General features: G+C 38.1%; 20 protein-coding genes and 1 tRNA gene. 1 reads left to right on the forward strand and 20 read right to left on the reverse strand.

The features are described from left to right. Positions 1–242: 242 nt before the first annotated feature. The 16 genes from LKD20_RS06230 to thiT all read right to left on the reverse strand — a co-directional run bounded on the left by LKD20_RS06230 (position 243) and on the right by thiT (position 14,736). A tRNA-Lys gene (locus LKD20_RS06230) sits at positions 243–318 on the reverse strand. Between the two features lie 74 nt (positions 319–392). After that, complete coding sequence (locus LKD20_RS06235) at positions 393–695, reverse strand: hypothetical protein (protein WP_227721201.1); 303 nt, start codon at positions 693–695, stop codon at positions 393–395. Between the two features lies 1 nt (position 696). After that, positions 697–1,662, reverse strand: coding sequence for a GTP 3',8-cyclase MoaA (gene moaA / locus LKD20_RS06240; RefSeq protein ID WP_119209113.1), 966 nt, complete (start codon positions 1,660–1,662; stop codon positions 697–699). Positions 1,663–1,687: 25 nt separating this feature from the next. Continuing rightward, positions 1,688–2,128 carry an MOSC domain-containing protein gene (locus LKD20_RS06245; RefSeq protein ID WP_227721202.1) on the reverse strand — a complete coding sequence of 147 codons (441 nt, stop codon included), beginning with the start codon at positions 2,126–2,128 and terminating at the stop codon, positions 1,688–1,690. 218 nt (positions 2,129–2,346) lie between these two features. After that, positions 2,347–3,675: a nucleobase:cation symporter-2 family protein gene (locus tag LKD20_RS06250; protein WP_039969044.1), complete on the reverse strand. Its 1,329-nt coding sequence runs from the start codon at positions 3,673–3,675 to the stop codon at positions 2,347–2,349. Positions 3,676–3,922: 247 nt separating this feature from the next. Next, positions 3,923–4,540: a cyclodeaminase/cyclohydrolase family protein gene (locus tag LKD20_RS06255; RefSeq protein WP_005385857.1), complete on the reverse strand. Its 618-nt coding sequence runs from the start codon at positions 4,538–4,540 to the stop codon at positions 3,923–3,925. 159 nt (positions 4,541–4,699) lie between these two features. Then, positions 4,700–6,370, reverse strand: coding sequence for a formate--tetrahydrofolate ligase (locus LKD20_RS06260; protein WP_227721203.1), 1,671 nt, complete (start codon positions 6,368–6,370; stop codon positions 4,700–4,702). A 274-nt stretch (positions 6,371–6,644) separates the two neighbouring features. Continuing rightward, positions 6,645–6,833: a hypothetical protein gene (locus tag LKD20_RS06265; protein ID WP_005385854.1), complete on the reverse strand. Its 189-nt coding sequence runs from the start codon at positions 6,831–6,833 to the stop codon at positions 6,645–6,647. 104 nt (positions 6,834–6,937) lie between these two features. After that, the gene (gene ttdB / locus LKD20_RS06270) at positions 6,938–7,549 is read right to left on the reverse strand and encodes a L(+)-tartrate dehydratase subunit beta (protein WP_005385844.1); all 612 of its coding nucleotides are present in this window, start codon (positions 7,547–7,549) and stop codon (positions 6,938–6,940) included. Next, entirely contained in the window at positions 7,549–8,451 is a 903-nt protein-coding gene (ttdA, locus tag LKD20_RS06275; RefSeq protein WP_021148394.1) for a L(+)-tartrate dehydratase subunit alpha, read from the reverse strand. Before ttdA ends, ttdB begins: the two co-directional genes overlap by 1 nt. Positions 8,452–8,836: 385 nt before the next feature. Next, a complete protein-coding gene (locus LKD20_RS06280; protein ID WP_005385842.1) occupies positions 8,837–9,865 on the reverse strand; it encodes an AraC family transcriptional regulator in 1,029 nt (342 codons plus the stop codon). Positions 9,866–10,041: 176 nt separating this feature from the next. After that, a complete protein-coding gene (locus LKD20_RS06285) occupies positions 10,042–10,308 on the reverse strand; it encodes a SemiSWEET family transporter (protein ID WP_004698672.1) in 267 nt (88 codons plus the stop codon). Positions 10,309–10,723: 415 nt separating this feature from the next. Beyond that, positions 10,724–11,746 (reverse strand): AraC family transcriptional regulator, encoded by a 1,023-nt coding sequence (locus tag LKD20_RS06290; RefSeq protein WP_227721204.1) that lies wholly within the window; start codon positions 11,744–11,746, stop codon positions 10,724–10,726. Positions 11,747–11,872: 126 nt separating this feature from the next. Next, complete coding sequence (locus LKD20_RS06295; RefSeq protein WP_227721205.1) at positions 11,873–13,108, reverse strand: molybdopterin molybdotransferase MoeA; 1,236 nt, start codon at positions 13,106–13,108, stop codon at positions 11,873–11,875. After that, positions 13,089–14,213, reverse strand: a complete 1,125-nt coding sequence (locus tag LKD20_RS06300; protein ID WP_227721206.1) for a molybdopterin-guanine dinucleotide biosynthesis protein MobB — start codon at positions 14,211–14,213, stop codon at positions 13,089–13,091. The genes LKD20_RS06295 and LKD20_RS06300 overlap by 20 nt, the downstream gene beginning before the upstream one ends. After that, a complete protein-coding gene (gene thiT / locus LKD20_RS06305; RefSeq protein ID WP_024066595.1) occupies positions 14,206–14,736 on the reverse strand; it encodes an energy-coupled thiamine transporter ThiT in 531 nt (176 codons plus the stop codon). The genes LKD20_RS06300 and thiT overlap by 8 nt, the downstream gene beginning before the upstream one ends. A gap of 179 nt (positions 14,737–14,915) precedes the next feature. On the opposite strand from thiT, the gene LKD20_RS06310 reads away from it, so the two are divergent. Beyond that, positions 14,916–15,902 carry a GMP reductase gene (locus tag LKD20_RS06310; RefSeq protein WP_039969037.1) on the forward strand — a complete coding sequence of 329 codons (987 nt, stop codon included), beginning with the start codon at positions 14,916–14,918 and terminating at the stop codon, positions 15,900–15,902. 141 nt (positions 15,903–16,043) lie between these two features. Here the strand turns inward: LKD20_RS06310 and LKD20_RS06315 are convergent, their stop codons facing one another. From LKD20_RS06315 to LKD20_RS06330, 4 genes are all read right to left on the reverse strand, one after another. Continuing rightward, complete coding sequence (locus tag LKD20_RS06315) at positions 16,044–17,228, reverse strand: MFS transporter (protein ID WP_227721207.1); 1,185 nt, start codon at positions 17,226–17,228, stop codon at positions 16,044–16,046. Between the two features lie 234 nt (positions 17,229–17,462). Further along, complete coding sequence (dcuC, locus tag LKD20_RS06320) at positions 17,463–18,818, reverse strand: C4-dicarboxylate transporter DcuC (RefSeq protein WP_227721208.1); 1,356 nt, start codon at positions 18,816–18,818, stop codon at positions 17,463–17,465. 297 nt (positions 18,819–19,115) lie between these two features. Continuing rightward, complete coding sequence (locus tag LKD20_RS06325) at positions 19,116–20,294, reverse strand: M20 metallopeptidase family protein (RefSeq protein ID WP_227721209.1); 1,179 nt, start codon at positions 20,292–20,294, stop codon at positions 19,116–19,118. 95 nt (positions 20,295–20,389) lie between these two features. Beyond that, positions 20,390–20,572 (reverse strand): hypothetical protein, encoded by a 183-nt coding sequence (locus tag LKD20_RS06330; RefSeq protein WP_005385822.1) that lies wholly within the window; start codon positions 20,570–20,572, stop codon positions 20,390–20,392. Positions 20,573–20,668: the final 96 nt, after the last annotated feature.

Genomic DNA, 20,668 nt, shown 5'->3' on the forward strand with positions numbered 1-20,668 from the left:
TATGTGGTATTTGCATAACCATTTTGTGTGCGCAAGGCTCTGTGTCTTTGTTGCCATATAAAATCACCTTTCTTTTGCATATAATGCGGCTTGAACACCTACATTATACTTAAGCAAGGTGATTTTTTTGTATAACTTTCGTTGCCGCACCCACATAGCGGGTGGTTTAATGATTCGCGACTACGTCGCGAACCAGTCTAAAGACAATAATAAGAAAACCCGCACTACTGTGCGGGTTTATTTGGTGGACCACCAGGGGTTCGAACCCTGGACACCCTGATTAAGAGTCAGGTGCTCTGCCAGCTGAGCTAGTGGTCCATGACACGACTAATTATATGCCTATTTTATAGGAATGTAAAGAATATTTATTACATTCCTATAAAACATATACATCAATATTGCCTTAGCCAATCCTTCATCGTATTACAAGCCTCTGTAGGGAGTATATCACTAGTTCCTACACAGTCAGCACCACTATACAGTTGAAGAACGCTATGCGTACGGCTTACTTCTTTGACGATAATATCTGTCACATCTGCCTTTGGCACATTAAATTGCAATCCATAACGCCCCTTGTAGGTAATGACAGCAGATTGTGTATCGTATTCGATATGGACTTGAAGCATCTTGCCACCAGGCCAACATTCTTCAATATGTTCCTTTAATCTTGGTTTTAGAAAATCAAAAAATCCCATATTATCCTCCAATGCGCCACATAGGACGTTCTGGTTGTTCCATACCTACGCCATCATGACGTTCTTGCTTTCGTTGCAACGCACGTTCAATATGCAAAGCTAAGTCTTCCTCTGTGGCCCCATTGCGCACAAGAGATACAAGATCAGCCTCATCATCACGCAACAAGCATAAACGCATTTGCCCATCTGATGTAAGACGTACGCGATTACATGTATCACAGTAGCTATGAGACATAGAAAAGATGAAGCCTACAGCCTTTCCACTTGGCAACGCTAAATACGTAGCAGGACCAAAACCATACACAGAGTGAACCTCTGTAAGAGGCCCCCCACTTACACGTTCCAATTGAGCTCGCCACTCATCAAAGGTCGGTCCATGGAATGCATCACCTTGGAATGGCATGTATTCTATAAATCGCCATATAACAGGCCATTTTTCTACATACTGTAACAAAGATTTGACTTCTTCATCAGACCAATGACGAGATAATACAGTATTAATCTTCACAGATTTAAAGTTTGCACTAATAGCACTACGAATACCATCTAGCACAGAATCTAGCTGACCTTCTTTACCTACACAAGTAGCAAAGGCATCACTTTCAAGAGAATCGAGACTAATATTCACTCGGTTCAATCCAAGTTTTTTCAATCGTTGTGCTCGAGATGCAAGTAGGCTACCATTCGTAGTCATAGATATATCTTCAAACCAACCAGTATCCTTAATACGGGTTAACAGCTCTTCAATATGAGGATACAACAATGGCTCGCCACCAGTTAAGCGCACTGCTTTCACGCCGATACGATGGAAGGCACCTAAAATAGTCATCCATTCATCAACTGATAATAATTGTGTTTGACTTTGAGGTGTAATTTCAGCAGGTCGGCAATAGGGACAACAAAAATTACACGCATCTGTCAATGACAGACGTACATATTCAATTGTACGGCCCCATGCGTCTTTCATAACACACCTCGTTTATAATACAGAGTTATTTAATAATAGATACTTCATCACCTACGTGAATCGTACCATTTTTAAGGACTTTGCCAAAGATGCCTTGTGTAGGCATGATACAAGATCCTACTTGTTTCATGATTTCACAACCATGATGACATTCCTTACCAATTTGAGTGATTTCAAGAATTACATCACTACCAATTTGTAATTGTGTACCTACGGCTAATTCGTAAAGTACCATACCTTCAACAGTGATATTTTCTGCAAAATCACCAGGTTTAACATCCGCCCCTTGAGCGCGCATATGGTCTATACTTGCAATGCCAAGCAAGCTGATTTGACGATGCCAATTGCCTGCATGCGCATCACCTTCCATACCGTGATCTACAATAAGATTAGCGGATTCAATATTATGTTTCTTTTGCCCTTTTTTCTCACTAATAGAGATAGCAATAATTTTTCCGTCTGCCATGTAACCCTTCCCTTCTTATGGGAACATACCATATATACATAACTTTAATTCAACATGTAATTGCAACTAGTTTTATGATTCTCATCTTACTGAAAGCACCACAAAATTATTCTACAATTATCTATTTATTATAGCATAGTATTCATACAAATTTCCTGTGAATTTAATCACTAAAAAAGAACTCTGCTCCAAGGAACAGAGTTCTCATATAATACATCTTATCGGCGACCCATTTCTTTAATTTCATCACCACGATTAACACCATTAAGTAGTAAGTTAAGCAAAATTGCCATAATACTACCAAAGGTAATACCAGATTTTAAAATAATTTGTGCCCAAGCAGGGAAATTAGCATAAAAGTTTGGCGCTGCAATAGGAATCATAGCCACACCAACACTAATTGCTACAAGCATTAAATTATGATTGCCTTCAAAGCTAACCTTGCCTAAAGAACGAATACCACTGGCAACAATCATACCGAACATAGCAATACCAGCACCACCTAATACAGCATTTGGAATACTAGCTACGATGGCCGCTAATTTAGGAAATAAGCCTAATAAAATCAAAATCACACCAGATGCAGCAACTACAAAGCGGCTCTTAACACCTGTTACAGCAATAAGACCAACGTTTTGAGCAAATGCTGTATATGGGAAGCTATTAAGAATACCACCGATAACAGTAGATACCCCATCAGCACGAATGATTGATGCCAATTCTTTACGACCAATTGGCTTATCTACGATTTCACCAATAGCAATACTATCACCAGTTGTTTCAACCATAACAACAAGCATTACGATAATCATGGAAAGCACAGAAGCCCAATCAAAGGTTGGTAAACCGAAATAGAAAGGTTCAATAACTGCAATCCAACTGGAACGACCAACTTCGTCAAAGTTGGTAACGCCCATTGCAAAAGCAATAGCTGTACCTGCAATCAAACCGATTAGAACAGAAAGATTACTGAAGAAACCTTTTGCAAATTTATAAACAAATACGACGATTAAGAATGTAAGGAACCCTAGTCCAATATTAGTAAAACTACCAAATTGTGGATTTCCTACACCACCGCCCATCCAATTAATGGCAACTGGCATCAAGTTAATACCGATAATGGTAATAATTGTACCTGTAACTACAGGAGGGAATAGTCGAATAAGACGACTAAAGAATGGCGCTATCAAGAATGTAAATAAACCGGCTATGATAATGGCGCCGTAAATAGCAGTCATACCATGTTGGGCACCAATCATGGCCATAGGGCCTACAGATGCAAAGGTAACCCCTTGGATCATTGGAATACGTCCACCAATATTACCAAAACCTAATGTCTGGATTAATGTGGCAACACCGCAAGTAAATAAGTCCGCTGTAATTAAGCGAATCAAATCTTCCACAGGTAAGTGCATGGCCTGTGCCACGATAATAGGTACGGCAACGGCACCTGCATACATGGCCAATACGTGCTGTAAACCAAAGGCAAAGAGCTGTGGTATTGGCAACATACTATCGACCGTATTCATTTGTTTTTGATCTGTCATAATGTCTCCTACATCAAACCTCGAAATAACACCCATTTATTTTACACTATCGTTCGGATTTTAACAATAGAAAAAAGAGAACCTATTATTTTCAAAAGCAATAATAAGTTCTCTTTTTTATTTTTTCCGAACATTATACTCTCAAAATTATAAATCATTCGAAATTGTTCAGGTTTTATTAATTAATATATCCAGATATCTATCAAGTTATTTCAAGCTATTATTTTAAATTGCTATTTTGAGCTAGTTATGCATATAAACCTATAATGGCCGCCTCTTTCTCATCGAGATCTTTTTCAATAGCATTCATTTTTGTAGTTATATCAGTTACAAAGGCTTCGTCTTTAATACCAGATAAATTAATACGCACATTTAAGAATGCCGCCTTTACGGCAGCACGGGCATTAATAGCAGCAATAATACCATCTGTAATGAGGTTTTGATTGCCCTTGCGAGATGCCATATCCGCCAAATCAAAGATTTGATACGCTAATTCACCGATTTCAAAGGGCACCATAGCCGCATCTTTATAAGCTTGCTGAATGGCTGCACTGCGCGTAGCCTTTTCTTCATCAGTATTCTTTGGCAAACCTAATGCGTTCATAAAGATGTTAAATACATCCGCATCAGCTTGGGATAATTCAAGCATGCGATTACGAATAGCTTCTGCTTTACTTTGAAGGTCTTTCATTTCAGATTGAACCTCTTCGTATCCTTTTTTCCCAAAGGTTAAGTTTGCCACCATTTCAGCTAATGCAGCACCCGTTGCAGCTGTTAAAGCCGCAATGGCACCACCTCCAGGTGTAGGTTCTTTAGATGCAGTAGCGGCTACAAAGTCACTCACTTTTTGTTCTACTAATTTCATATCTATACCTCATGTAAAGGAGATAACAAGAGGAACCTTGTTATCTCCTTATAATTACTATAAAACTGTAACGGTTAAAACAATAAACGCTATAACTCTAATTAAAATTAGGCGTAAAGGTTAATCCGTTTTAGAAAGGCTAACTATAAGTATTTACTATTAGAATAAGCCTTTAATCGTACCATCTGCTTCTATATCCATATTGAGAGCTGCTGGGCGTTTAGGAAGACCTGGCATAACCATTACATCTCCTGTACGGCATACGATAAAGCCGGCCCCATTGGCAACGCGAATATCGGATACAGTGATAGTAAAGCCCTTTGGTGCACCGAGCAACGCAGGATTATCAGACAAGGAGTATTGTGTTTTCGCCATACATACAGGCAAACGATCGAGACCCCAATCCGCTAATTGTTTAATTTGCTTTTTAGCTTTATCCGTAAAGATAACACCATCACCACCATAAATCGTAGTAACGATCTTATTTACCTTTTCTTCTAAGCTATCTTCTACATCATATACGAATTTAGGTGTTGGTTTTGGACCTTCTAGCAATTCAACGACCTTTTTAGCCATATCGATGCCGCCTTCGCCGCCCTTTTCCCAACATTCATTAAGCTCAACAGGCACGCCGAATTCATTACACAAGCGAGTTAACTCAGCGATTTCCGCATCTGTATCGGTAGCAAATTTATTTATGGCTACTAGTACAGGTACGTTAAAGTAACGCATGTTTTCAATGGCTTTTTGCAAGTTGCTAAAGCCTTTTGTAACAGCCTCAACATTTTCTGTATTAAGCTCTTGTTTTGGTACACCACCATGCATTTTAAGAGCTCGTAATGTAGCTACGATAACGATTGTATCTGGGAAAATATCGCCGTAGCGACATTTAATGTCGAGGAACTTTTCAGCACCTAAATCAGCACCGAAGCCAGCTTCTGTAACTACAATATCACCTAATTTAAGGCCTAATTTTGTAGCTACGATGGAGTTACAACCATGAGCAATGTTTGCAAATGGACCACCGTGAACGATGGCTGGCGTATGCTCTAATGTTTGTACGAGATTTGGTTTAATAGCATCTTTCATAAGAAGGGCCATCGCACCTTGGCAACCAAGTTGATGTACATACACAGGCTCACCTGCTAAATTGCAACCAATTACAATACGACCAAAACGTTCTTTCAAATCTTCTAGATCTTTAGCTAAGCAAAGAATAGCCATAATTTCAGAAGCAACAGTAATCATGAAGTGATCTTCGCGAGGGAAACCACATACTTTACCACCAAGTGCTACGGTTACGTTGCGAAGTGCGCGGTCATTCATATCTAGAACGCGTGTCCAAGATAATTGACGTAAATCAATTTGTAACTCATTACCTTGATGGATGTGATTATCGATCATAGCGGACAACAAGTTATTGGCTGCTGTAATGGCATGCATATCCCCTGTAAAGTGAAGATTGATATCATCCATTGGTACTACTTGAGCATAACCGCCCCCTGCAGCACCACCTTTGATACCAAATACAGGGCCCAAGGATGGTTCACGCAAGGTAGCAATGGCATTTTTACCGATTTTTTGTAGGCCTTGTACGAGACCAATGCTCGTTGTAGACTTACCTTCCCCAGCTGGTGTCGGTGTAATAGCCGTAACAAGCACCAATTTACCATCTGGCTTAGCTTCTAAGCGACGAATGGCATCAAAAGAAATCTTCGCTTTATAATGACCATATTGTTCAATATCATCAGGTGTTAATCCGCATTTATCGGCAATAACCTGAATTTTTTCCATTTTATTCTGTTGGGCAATCTCAATATCGCTTAACATAAAGCCTCCTCGGCGCTATGGCCACATAAACCTATATAATAACTATTAGATAGACATATACGTTTTGCAAAATATGTCTACTGTGAATGTATATTTGTACACTTACATTACTCTATTATATGTGAAAGTTTCTCTAATGTCTAATACTTATGTCTAACAAATTTAGTAATCTATCTAATATATAGCAAAACAAACACTATATATACATAACCAAGAAAAGGCCCTGATGTAAATGTACATCAGGGCTTTCAATATATACCAAATACTTATCTTATTAGAATGGGAATAGGATTGGAAGTAAAATAAGTGCTACGATACTAAATACAACGATAAGTGGCAAACCAGCTTTCACATAATCCATGAAGCTATAGCCAGCTATATTGTATACCATAGTATTGGCAGGCATACCAATTGGTGTAGCATATGCCAAGGAGCCAAGAGTTATCATTACACTCGTATCCATATATACCTCCTAATACGTGTAATCTACCTAAAAAAGGGTACAAAAAAAGGAGGATTGTACAAAATCCGTATAATCCTCCTATTTAGTTACATGTCACAATGCAATTATTTAATGAAGCCTACATGTTTATAGATTTCTTCTAACACCTCTTCTTTTTTCGCATTGTATTCTACTTTTTTATTTTCAAAGTAGTTATTACCTTCTGCATCAATGGATACGATAAGTGGACCAAATTCTTTAACCTTAAAAGTCCACAAAGTCTCACACATACCTAATTCACGCCAATTAGCAGATTCTACTTTTTCGACTTCTGTAGCAGCAAGAACTGCATTGCCTGCAGGGAATACACAGTGTAGTGCGCCAAAGTCTTTACATGCACGGGCTGTTTCAGGACCCATGCCACCTTTACCTACAATGAGACGTACACCAGTCTTTTTAACAAAGTCATATTCGAATTTTTCCATTCGCATAGATGTAGTAGGACCTACAGATACTACTTCAAATTCATTATCGCTTATAGTTCGAATAATTGGACCTGCATGAAGTATAGCCCCATCTTTAACATCAACCGGTAAAGTTTTACCTTCTTCTACCACACGACGATGCCCCATATCACGACTAGTTGTAATATGCCCAGTCAAATAAATTACATCGCCTGGCTTAATGCCTTCTAAATCAGATTTTTGAATTGGTGTAGTTAATATTTTCTTAGCCATTATAATGTCACTCCTTTATGAGATTTAACTGTGCAATTACCATCCTTATCAAATACGAGATCGCCGCGACGATGATTCCAACAACCTACACTAACAGCACAAGAAATAACAGATGGATGACGTGTTCCATGTTCAATGTTAACACCTAATACAGTTTTATCCCCACCCATACCTTGAGGTCCAATACCAATCTTATTAATGCCATCTTCTAACAATTGTTCCATATAAGCCGCTTTTTCATTAGGTGCTTTTGAAGATACAGGGCGCATTAATGCCTTTTTAGATAATCCAGCAGCTGTATCAATAGTTGTAGCAATCCCTACACCTACCAATAGTGGAGGACATGCATTTAAGCCATAGCTTGTCATCAAATCAAGAACAAATTTAGCAACACCTTCATAACCTTCGCCTGGCATCAATGTTTTACCGGACCCTGGCAAGGAGCACCCGCCACCAGCCATGTAAGGGAAGATTTCTACATCATCGCGACCAGGAATGATATCCCAGTGAATATAAGGTGCAGTGAGGCCAATATTTTTACCAGTATTAAACTCATCAAAAGTTTCTACACAGTTCAATCGCAATGGAGCTTCTTGTGTAGCCTTATAGGTTGCTTCTCTTAGGATATCTTCTAATTCTCCTAGTAAGGGATAATTAGATCCAACCTTTACCCAGAATTGTAATACACCAGTATCTTGACAAGAAGGACGATTAAGCTGAGCTGCTAAATCCATATTATGTTGCATTGTCTCATAAATAGATTTGGCCATAGGATTTTTTTCATCTTGTGCCAATTCATGAATTTTTTCTTGTACATCATCAGGCAATACCTTTGCCATATAAGAAATGAAATTAGCTATCTTATTAGTCATTTCTTGTACTTGTTGTTCCTTCGTACTCATCGCAAACCTCCAAAAAGACTTCATTATTTAAGACGTGATTATTTATGTTTCGGAACCTTAGCTCCTTTCGATGATTTCATTGTACTCTTTTTACAGGATATAACTATCCAATTTATAAGTTGATTTTTGCTTGTGAAAGCACGCTAATTTCATACAAAATCACCTATATGATTATATTTTTACCTATGTAAAATATACAATTACACCTATTCAGAAATATCAAAAAGAGCACTACTTATCAAAAGGTAGTGCTCTTTCATCATTTATTTTTATATGCTTATCAAATATACAAAATCACCTATACCTAATGATTGTATATCCCCCTAATTTTAATTTTCAAAATCATAAAATTATAAGCAATTACAAGGAATTATAACAATGAAAATTATGATTGTAATTTTTTTACAACCATCTCAAGTTCTTCTCTAACATCCTGTAACTTTTGATTAGCCTCTTCCAATCTATCCTTATTGATAGAGGCATCTTGATATGGTAAATAGGTTTGCAATATATCTATAATATCCTTTTCCTGAGTAGAGATAATTTCCTTCCAATCATGTAGCTTTGTCTTACGCCCCATCTCTTTTGCTTGCTTTCTATATTCAGATGGTGTTGTATGGAAATGTTTCTTGAAAGCTACATTAAAGGCTTTAATATCTGCGAAACCACAGCTACTTGCAATATGAGCTACCCCATCCTCAGAGTTAGCTAAACGAACTGTAGCCTCTCGTAATCTCAACCGTAACAAATACTCTAAAAAGGAAACTCCTAATTGGCGTTTAAAGAACTGAGATGTATAGTTCACATTATAACCGCCTATTTTAGCAATATCTTCTAACTCGATCTTCTGCTTATAGTTTTCATCAATATAGGTAATCATTTTATCAAAGGTAGCTACAGTCATATCAGCAGGCTTTGTATGTACAGGGATAGTCTTAACCGCATCAATTTCACGATATATATCACTCGTCATAGCTAAAAAGTGACTCTCCAAGCATAATTGACGATCAGTACCTTCACCATTTACCATTAATAACATCATTTGTGCGGCACGATGACGTAAGGACGTAAAGAATTTATTATCCCGATTAGTTTTATCTGAACGCAATACAAATTGGTACATGCCGAAGTTAGGATCAAAATATTGGAAAAACTCCTTACTTACATGAATAACGAGAGCCGTTGTATCCTCCTCTAAGGCCAATGTAGCATGACCAACTTGAGGAGAAATAATAATCGTATCAAGAGGTTCCATTGTAAAAACCTCACTATTACAACTCATGTCGATTCTGCCCTTTAGTAAGATTAGGATTTCTACGCCACTGTGCCAGTTATAGTGATAGGTACTAACCTTATATATATCACTATTGAAATCTATATGATTGTGTTTGTATGTATAGTGAAAGTAATCCATAACAACGTAACACCCCTCATAAAATCAAACAAATACCTCTCAATTATTTACATAAAAAATGCACCTCTTATAAATCTAAGAGATGCATTCATTATGATATATATAATTAACAACGGTCAACAGTAATCTTATTTTACATGTCAATAAATTATAGTTTTATGTTTCTACTCTTTAAATTACATAACCGCTGTAATAGCTGCTGCCAAACCAAAGAAGATACCTGGTGCATTGGCTAATGCTACTGGAATATCTCTATGTTCTTTGAACAAACCATACGCTACCCATAATGTACAGTTGATCGCAGCTACAAGTGGTTGGATCCAATCGCCAGTACCTGGATGAGCTAGGTTATGCATGATTTGTGGGAAGTAAGATACATACATAGCTACAGCAGTAACAGTTGCAACTTTACCTACGTTTTCCATAAATTTAACTTGATTCATATATCCTCCAAAATTATAACTTACTAATTTTTTTACTCCTGATGAAGTATATTCTACTCAGTTTGGAGAATATAACTATCCAAATTAAAAGGTAATTTTTATAGTAAAATCAACAAAAAGATATAGATTTCTCTCGATTTACTATATTTTTAGAGTGTATTGATATATAAATTCACCCAGAAAACACATATAAAAAAGCACTACTTATCACCAGTAGTGCTTTATTTATAACTTTATAGGTTTTCATAATATAGAAAATTACCCAATTCTAATCTTTCTATATATGTCATAAATTCATCAAAAATAATTTGCCGCAAAACGGTTATCATGTGAATAGAGTTACTATAAGAATTAGCTATTATAAGAATTAGTTACTATAATAATCTAGTTACCATGAAGATATAACAAAATACCTTTATAAATCCTTTACTACATCGGCTAACTTTTCTTTCAAAGCTTCCAATTTTTGGCTCATAAATTCCAATTCGCTCTTAGCTCGTGAATCATCTTCATAGGACAAGAATGAATGCAACACATCAAGTACATCTTGGTTGTCTACAGAAATAATTTCTTTCCAATCTTGTAAGATAGTTTTACGGCCAATCCCTTTTACTTGTTTACGATATTCTGTAGGGGTCATATTAAAATGCTTTTTAAAAGCCACATTAAAAGCTTTCACATCGGCAAAGCCACAATCGCTTGCAATTCTTGCAACAGCCTCATCCGTACTAGCTAATCGCACAGTAGCATCACGGATTCTCAACCGCAATACATACTCAACAAATGAAATCCCCATTTGTCGTTTAAAAAACTGTGATGTATAGGCAACATTATAGCCACCAATTTTTGCAATATCTTCTAACTCTATTTTCTGCTCATAATGCTCATCAATATAGGCAATCATATTATCAAAAGATGCCGGTTTTATATCGCCAGGTCTAGCATTTTCGTGAACCCTTTTTATAGGATCAAACTCTCTAAATACATCACCGGCCAAAGCTAAGTAATGATGTTCTATCCACATTCGATGTACTGGGCTTTCACCCTTAATTATCAATAACATTGTCATAGCAGCATGGTGGCGTAAGGTTGTAAAGAATTCATTATGACGCGTACTATCATCTGACCGCAAAACAAATTGGTATGTCCCAAAATCCGGATCATACTGTTGGTAAAATTCGTTACCTACATGAATAACAAAGGCTATAGCATCCTCTTCAAGGGCTAATGTTGCATGCCCTACTTGAGGAGAGATAATCACAACATCAAGAGGTTTCAACGTAAAAATCTCACCATTGCAACTCATCTCAACACTACCTTTTAACAAGATAAAAATCTCTGTTTCTGCATGCCAGTTGTAATGATATGTACTAACCCTATATATGTTACTGCTAAACTCTATGTAGTTATGTTTATATGAATAGTCAAAATAGTCCATTATGCCCTATTGCTCCACATACAAAAAGCATCCCTTAATACTCCAAGGGATGCTTTTATTATCATATATTTATTTAACTACGGTCAACAGAATTTTAGATGACATAAATACATATTATATAAAGACCTATACAGCAGGTAGCAGTCCTAGCAGATATACATTAAAGGTATCACCAGGGCGCACCTCATGTATACCACGCGGAATACACGCTAATGCGTTAACAGTATAGAGTCCTAACATACTGCTACTATTAAAATGGCGGTTAGCCACAAAGCGTGGAACACCTCCACCGAAGATGACTTTACCTTGTACATACCGATCAAAAGCATTACGTTTAAAGATTTCTGAATCCATTACGCAGGCTACTACTGGTGTGGTCCAGTTTACCAAGCCTTTATATCGTTTCAATGTTGGCGCTACGATTAGATGCCATCCATTAAAAGCTGCCCCTGGATTACCAGATAGGCCAAAGATGATTTGACCTTTCGGCGTCACTGCACCATAGGATGCAGCACCTGGACGCATTTGAATGCGCTCATAAATGGATTTAGCTCCTAGTTTTTCATAAATAAGAGGCATTGTATCAAACAGCCCTACTGATACACCGCCAGAGCTAATGATAATATCGGCATCTTCACTGAGCTGTAACACATGATTAATTTCAGACTCTAATTCCTCTGGAGCATCACTGACATGATAGTGCGTAATCTTATGAAAGCCTAAATCCTCCAAGAGTCCACAAATCATAGCTCTATTAGAGTTATAAATTTTACCAGCTGTTAAGCTTTCACCAGGTTCAATCACCTCATGGCCAGAGGTAAGGACTAACACGCGAGGCATTGCATTGACAGCAATCTCAGTCAACCCCAGACCAGTCAAAACAGTTTGTACCGTAGAGGTTACCTCTGTTCCACGAGGAATCACAATAGTGCCAGCACTACATTCCTCACCTTGAGGGATGATATGATCGCCACATTTGTATTTACCTTGAATTGTGATTGTTGTACCCGGTTCTCCGGAGCCAACTACCTGTTCTTGCATGATAACAGTATCACATGTATCCGGTATAGGTGCGCCCGTCATAATACGTACTGCATGACCTAGTGCAACAGGTTGTTCCCATACAACGCCGGCGCCTATAACACCGTCAACAATATACTCATTACAATCCGCGGAAAAGGCAATGGTATACCCATCCATCGCTGATTTTGAAAAGGCCGGTACATCTGTGGGCGCAACGATATCCTCTGCCAACACGTATCCCTTAGCAGTCTTAACATCAATGGTTTCTACTTTATGAATTTTCGTTTGTAAGGCCTCATCCCATAATCGAAGGGCCTCCTCAACAGTAACGACGGCCATGTAAACTCCTCATCATTTCCTGTATATGACGTACCAATTGAGGTATGTCTTGGTCTAACTTGCTAATTTCAATTGTAGCTACTCGGTCCGTTGCATCCGAGATCAGCTCTTCCGTATGTCCCTCTTGGGTAACCTCTATAATAGGGGCAATACCTTGGGACCTTGTTTCTAGTATAACTATATCGACAGGCATAAACTGTGATATTTCATACAGATTTGATTGTTCTTTAGTGCGTATACGAATCGCTGTTTCATTAGGGCCTGCAATAGCCACCGCATCAGCACCAGCTTTATAAGAAAGGTCTGTATCAGTTCCTTCATGATCCATTTGAAAGCCGTGTTTATCACTCTTTACAACACCTATAGAAAACCCAGCTCGTTGTAACTCAGATACAAGGCGGGTTACTACCGTAGTCTTACCAGTTTTACGTTTTGATGCTACTACACTTATAACTGGAACTCGACGAAACTCATTTTCTGCTAATGCACGAGCCCATTGATAATCATCATAATGATTTACATTACTTAGCTCCCAATCATAATCACTGGCATCAATAGATTCAACATGACCAATCGTATCAAGGGCATGCTGCAACGATACGTCTTTACCGGCTAGAATAGATGGAAGTAATGATACAATATGAGGTCTATAAATTCCTGCCATAGGTTCTGGCTTACCTCTAGAACCAGTAGGAACTATGGCATTCCAATTGTTATGATTCACTTGATATAACCAATCATAATATAAATCCATAGGCATAAATGGCATATCTACAGCCATCACCGCATAGGCAGGACTCATTCCAACAGCTAGAGCACTATAAAGTCCCCCTAGAGGACCACATCGCTCAATAGAATCCCGAACAATAGAAACTTTATTCTTCTCATCGTTCGATAACGTATCAATAATATGAGTCTGAATGGCATGTCCTAACTGATCATCATCACCAATGGAAATGATAATATCATCCACATCCGCTTCTAATCCCTTACGAAGTGCATGAGATATGAGGCTTTCACCATTAACCCAAGGCAATAATGCCTTAGGTTGCCCCATGCGAGAACTCAAACCACCAGCCAAAATAATTAAACCTAATTTATCCACGACGTCCTAAACCTCGTTTAACACCTTGGTAGATGAATAGTAAAACAACAATATTTAAAATCCCATCTGGCACCATATAAGAGGCATTATAAATCATGGAGTAAATCCATGGATTTTGACCTTGAGGTGCATAGCTAGCGAACACAACGGCACCGCTCACAACAGTGGCGATCCAGCGCAATGCAATACCAACAATAGAACCAGTAATGAGTCCAGAAATAGAATCTTTGAAGTAACCACATACACCTATAGCACCATAAGCAACTAGATAATCCAATATAATACTTAAATAGTGTACAGATGATTTAAAGCCTAAAATAAAATGTAAGATACCATATACGACGCCAGCAAAAATTCCTCGTGCACCACCCCAACGATAGGCATAAATCATGAGCGGCACTAAAGCTGCAGCCTTAATAGAGCCTCCTTGAGGCATATGAAAAATCGTAATAAACGATAACACTTGAGCAATTGCAATCGCCACACCTGCTTCTGCAAGCATGCGAGTTTTGGACTGATCCATGTCAATCAACCTCCCTTTACCATATATATTAATGTATATAACTTGCATAATCTACTTGTATTGTACTACAGTTCGTTTCTGAGTCCAAACAAAATATTCGGAACGTATTGAAAATTTTACGCGTCTCTTGTATAATGGTACAGGTTCAATTTGTAATACTCGAAGGAGATATAGAAAATATGATTAATACAACGAACATCTTTGATTATGAAGACGTGCAATTAATTCCTAATAAATGTATCGTAACTAGCCGTAGCGAATGTGATACACATGTTAAATTAGGTAATCGCACATTCCGCTTGCCAGTAGTTCCTGCAAATATGCAAACCATTATCGACGAAGAATTGGCAGAAAAATTAGCTCGTGAAGGTTATTTCTATATCATGCATCGTTTTCAACCAGAACGTCGTATGGATTTTGTTAAACGCATGCACGACCTTAATTTATATTCTTCTATTTCCATTGGTGTAAAACCAGAGGAATTTGCTTTAGTTGATGAATTCAAAAAAGCAAACTTAACACCTGAATACATTACAATCGATATTGCACATGGTCACTCCAACGCAGTAATCGATATGATTCAATACATCAAAAAGAACTTGCCTGGAACTTTCGTTATCGCTGGTAACGTAGGTACACCAGAAGCAGTTCGTGAACTTGAAAATGCTGGTGCAGATGCAACTAAAGTTGGTATCGGTCCTGGTAAAGTTTGTATCACTAAATTAAAAACTGGCTTCGGTACAGGTGGTTGGCAATTGGCTGCCGTTCGCTGGTGCGCAAAAGCAGCTACTAAACCTATCATTGCTGACGGTGGTATCCGCGATCATGGCGACATCGCTAAATCCATTCGCTTTGGTGCTACTATGGTTATGATTGGTTCCCTATTCGCTGGTCATGAAGAATCTCCAGGGGAAGAAAAAATCGTTGACGGCAAAGCAGTAAAAGAATACTTTGGTTCTGCTTCTGAATTCCAAAAAGGTGAACGCAAAAACGTAGAAGGCAAAAAAATCTTCATCGACTCCAAAGGTTCTATCTTTGATACATTAGTTGAAATGGAACAAGATTTGCAATCTGCTATTTCTTACGCTGGTGGTACTACTCTACAAGCAATTCGCAAAGTAGACTATGTACTTGTTAAAAACTCCATCTTCAACGGTGACCGTTAATACAATATTACATGTAAAAGCCACAGGTCCTATCCTGTGGCTTTTTTGTATGTAATCAATGTGATTTACAACATATTCGTAATAATATTGTCATATTTCATAAAATTAGCCCCAAAGACATACCGTCTTTGGGGCTATTATTTAAGCTTCAGCTTCTTTTGATTTGTCCATTAACATATAAGCGTATTTACCAGTACCTGCACTTACTACAAGTAATATAGTCAATACGATAAATGCTACTGTAAGACTTGTGCCATGAGCAATGAAACCAATCAATGCTGGTCCCATTAAAATCCCCATATAGCCAAGCATGGTAGATGTTGCCACAGCTTGTGTCATAGGAATTACATTTTGTTCCCCCATGGCAGAGAACAAGTTTGGTACTACCATAGCTAAGGAAATACCAAGTAATAAGTATGTATACATGGAGCCATAACCTGGTAGGAATACAATAAGGCCCATTGCAATAGCGCCTAACAAATAACCACCAATTACAACTTGTTTAGAGGTTAAATGTTTACCAATTGTATTCCCTAGCAAACGGCCGATACACATAGTACCATTAAAGAGCATAACACCCATAACGGCCTCTTCAATAACGATACCTTTATCTTCGAACAGGTATAATGCACTCCAGTCCCCTACGGCACCTTCAACTAAGTAGGATACAAAGGACAAGAGACCAAAGATAATAGCAATGGGATGGAAAGATAATGGGCTTTTGGATTTTTTAACAACCTTTGCATTTGGATCACTACCAAAGGTCAACATAAATTGGCTAATCACAACCATGGCAACAAATAATACGATGAGAAGTCCCCAAATACTTTCATTAACAGGTAAGGATAATATTTTCAAAAGCACCAATAAAACACCAGCACCGGCAAAACCACCTAAGCTCCACCCACCATGATAGGCACCCATTAAGTGTTTCTTACTCACCTTTTCTGTCAAGATAGCTTGTAAATTGGCAGACGCACCACTTAAGCCGACGCCAATACCAAAGAAGAATAAAGCAGCTGTGGTCGTAGCAATTGTAGAACACATGGTAACAACCGCAAGAGATAACATGCCAATAAAGCTAGCTAGTAAAACGACTTTCTTGCATCCAAAGGTCTCTACTAGCTTACCAGCTATGGCCATGGACAAACAAGAGCCTACACCGAGCACTAAAATCATAGAGCCCAATACATCTTCACCGATACTAAGCTTTGCTTTTAAATATGGCACAAAGCCAGCCCATAAAGCTGTATACATACCTGGGATAAAGAATCCCCCAAAGGCACCACGAATATTTGCTGTTGAAATAGAAACTTGATTGCTCATTACATCCTTTCTGGCTTCTAGAACCGTCCGGCGAAGAAAGGCCCTTTTTATCCGCAAAGCGCTAAAACTTGCATCATTGCAGGAAACCATTTTAATTACATATGATTTAATCTTGGAATATAATAACTCTCTTTATGATACATGTAAAGAGGGTTTTCTAATTTTAAACTAAACTTAAAAAGCGATATATAGTATATCTGGTTAAATATAACTAATTAGTCTTTTAGATGACAGTTAGTAAAGGAGACATATCCCCACACAACTTGTAAGTAATGCCACAAGAACAGGTACAGAAGTTCGTTTAAGTAAGTCTACTGATTTAATATGGGCCACGCCTGCTACACCGACCATTACAGGGCTGATTGGGCTAAGGAATAAGCCTAGGCTTGCACCGTTTTGCATACCAAGCATAGTAGTAATCGGATCAAGGCCTAGATGAGCTACGATATTAGGTACTAGTGGAACCAAAGTAAATAATGGCGCTACATTGCTACCTGTTACCATGCTAAGGCCTAACATACCGCCCCCTAGCACAGAGGTAAGTCCTATGGAGTTAAGAGATAATGTTTGAAGTGCCCCAAGCAAGGATTCAATAAGACCTAAACTCACTAGTCCTTGTGCAAAGATTTGTCCCCCTATAATAAGTGTCACTGCATAAGAGAACTGGTTCCCCATACCTTCAAAGAAAATAGTTGTACTCTTAAGTACTGTCCTCAGATTTCGATGACGAATTAATTCAGCTAATAAAGCTATACCAAAGGCAAGCATCATAGCAAGGGTAACATTCATCTTCACCCCAGGAAAGCCATATTGACTAAAGCCTAAAATAAAACACAATGGCAATAATGGGAATATCATATACGGCTTAGGACCTATTGGCGCCTCTGGAATACTTTCACAAGCATCTATAGCCTTAGGTTCCTCCACCCGGTCACGATATTTCTGCCAGAAAAAGTGTGCTATAGCAGTCATAATGGCGACTAAGAAATAAAGACGCAACTGGTAGCCTACAAAATAGTTTGGCACGGGCATATTCAAGGTCTTTGCAATAAGTAAGGTAGATACTGCACCTGGCCCCACATCCATGAGATGTCCCGTAGCAATAACCGCTGCCGCCCCTACAGGGCTTACACCTAATCGAAGTAACACAGGATACATAGTGACCATCATAAGGAGTGCAAGGCTCAATGGATTAGGTACACAAATGGATAATCCCATATTGAGTAGAAACATAAGGGCCAGTACAATATATGGGCGATTTAAACGATATAAAGGACGTATAAATGTATGTGCCAATCTCGTCCCTGCCCCAATATGCTCCATATATTTTGCATAACCTGCACAGGTCATAATCATGAGGCCCAGATTGACTATGTTATTTGATGTAGTTATTCTTACGATATCCATTGCATCAAATATGAGAACTCCTGTGGATTGGTCACCAACTAATATGGCATCAATCCAGCTCGCCTCATAAGCGATGAACATCATAAGAATTCCTAAGCCAATCAAAATAGGTTGTGGCTGGTAGCGCTTCATCAATAAAAAGCCTGTAATAGCAATTATGATGAGACATATAACTATATTCATAAGTACCTCTCATAGAGAATGTATTAGACTTACAGAGGATTATATCACAAGCACTACACTTGAATTATACTTATATAATACTTGTATCATACTTGCATCACATCCAACTTATACCTATATTATACCTATATCATGCATAAAAGATAAATAAAGATACAATGAAAAAGCACTATTATCCTTAAGATAACAGTGCTTTTAAGATAGAAATATCTAATTGATTTTATCATTAAACATACAAATATCTAATCTATTAGACGGATTAGTACATAGATTATTACTTATATAATTAAATAGTTTTTATTTATGTTCTTTCAACCATGCAATAGCATATTCAGCATATACCGCTGATGCAGCAGATAGTACGGTATCATCCATATTAAATCTATTATTATGATGATCGTAGGCAGCCTCGATTTCAGGATTTTGAATCCCAATAAAAGCAAAGCATCCTGGTTTATCTTGTAAATACCATGCAAAATCTTCCCCTGGCATTACTTTACGCATTTTAGAAAGCTTGTCTTTACCTAATGTATCAATAACGACACGTTCCGCCAATTCGCTAGATGCAGGATCATTAATAGTAGGCGGTACTTTTTTTACATATTCTAATGTAGCAGTTGCTCCATAGGCTTCAGCAGTATGTTCTACTACGCGTCGTATAGATTCAACATAGTACTCTTCTTGGTCTGGGTCAAAGAATCGAATAGTGCCCCCCATTTTAGCTTCACCAGGGATAACATTCCATTCAGATCCAGAGTGAATGTTACCAATAGTGAGTACAAGAGAATCTAAGGCACTAATATTACGAGACACTACGGTTTGCAAGTTCATGACGATAGCACTAGCTACTACAATGGCATCAATCGCTTGATGTGGCTGTGCACCATGGCCTTGTTTGCCTTTTACATTAATAGTGATCTGACTACTTGCAGCCATACGAGGACCTTCTTCTACAGATATGAGTCCTGCTGGTAAGTCGATCCATACATGGCCACCAAAAATGGCATCTATCTTATCATACCAATCACCAAATTTGATGAAATCTGGCGCCCCTGCCCCAGTCTCTTCAGCAGGTTGAAAGGCTAAATATATATCGCCTTCAATGCGATCTTTCATAGACATTAACATCTTGGCAGCGCCTAACAAAATAGCCATATGACCATCGTGACCACAGGCGTGCATTTTGCCTTCAGTTTCTGATTTATAGTCCACTGTATTATGTTCGTGAACAGGCAATGCATCAATATCAGCGCGCAAAGCAATGGCTTTACCAGGTTTATCACCGTGGATGATACCAACTAAGCCGATGCCACGCTCTGTATCTACATGAACCTCTACGCCCATAGATTCTAATTCTTTAGCCAGTGTCTTAGTTGTTTCAAACTCTTCATTACTGAGCTCTGGATGTTTATGAAAATATCTACGCCAATCTTGAACGTAGCCTTTATATTGTTCAATTAAATCGCGACTATGCATGGTATCGCCTCCTTATAAAATCCCTTAATCAAGGGGAATAACAGGGTAAAAGTAAAAGAAAACGACAGGCCACGCCATGTCGTTTTCTTTATGTCTTATCGGTTGCGCAATACTGCTTGTACCGCTAAGGATACAACAGCTGTTGCAACTGCCACAGCAGCCGTAATTTTTGCTGTTGTGAAAAGTTCTTCTTTTGTAGGTTTTGCTTTTGTAGCAATATCTAATGTTTTTGCTACAGCAGGAACCAATACTTCGTTACGTAAGGATTCTGTATTCATATTTACTCCTCCAATATAGACTGTTTCTTCTAGGGTAACACGAATGAGAACTAAAGTCTATATATTCATCGATTTATTTCAATAATTACACGGTTA

The sequence above is a fragment of the Veillonella fallax genome (genome assembly GCF_020687175.1).
Taxonomy (GTDB): domain Bacteria; phylum Bacillota; class Negativicutes; order Veillonellales; family Veillonellaceae; genus Veillonella; species Veillonella fallax.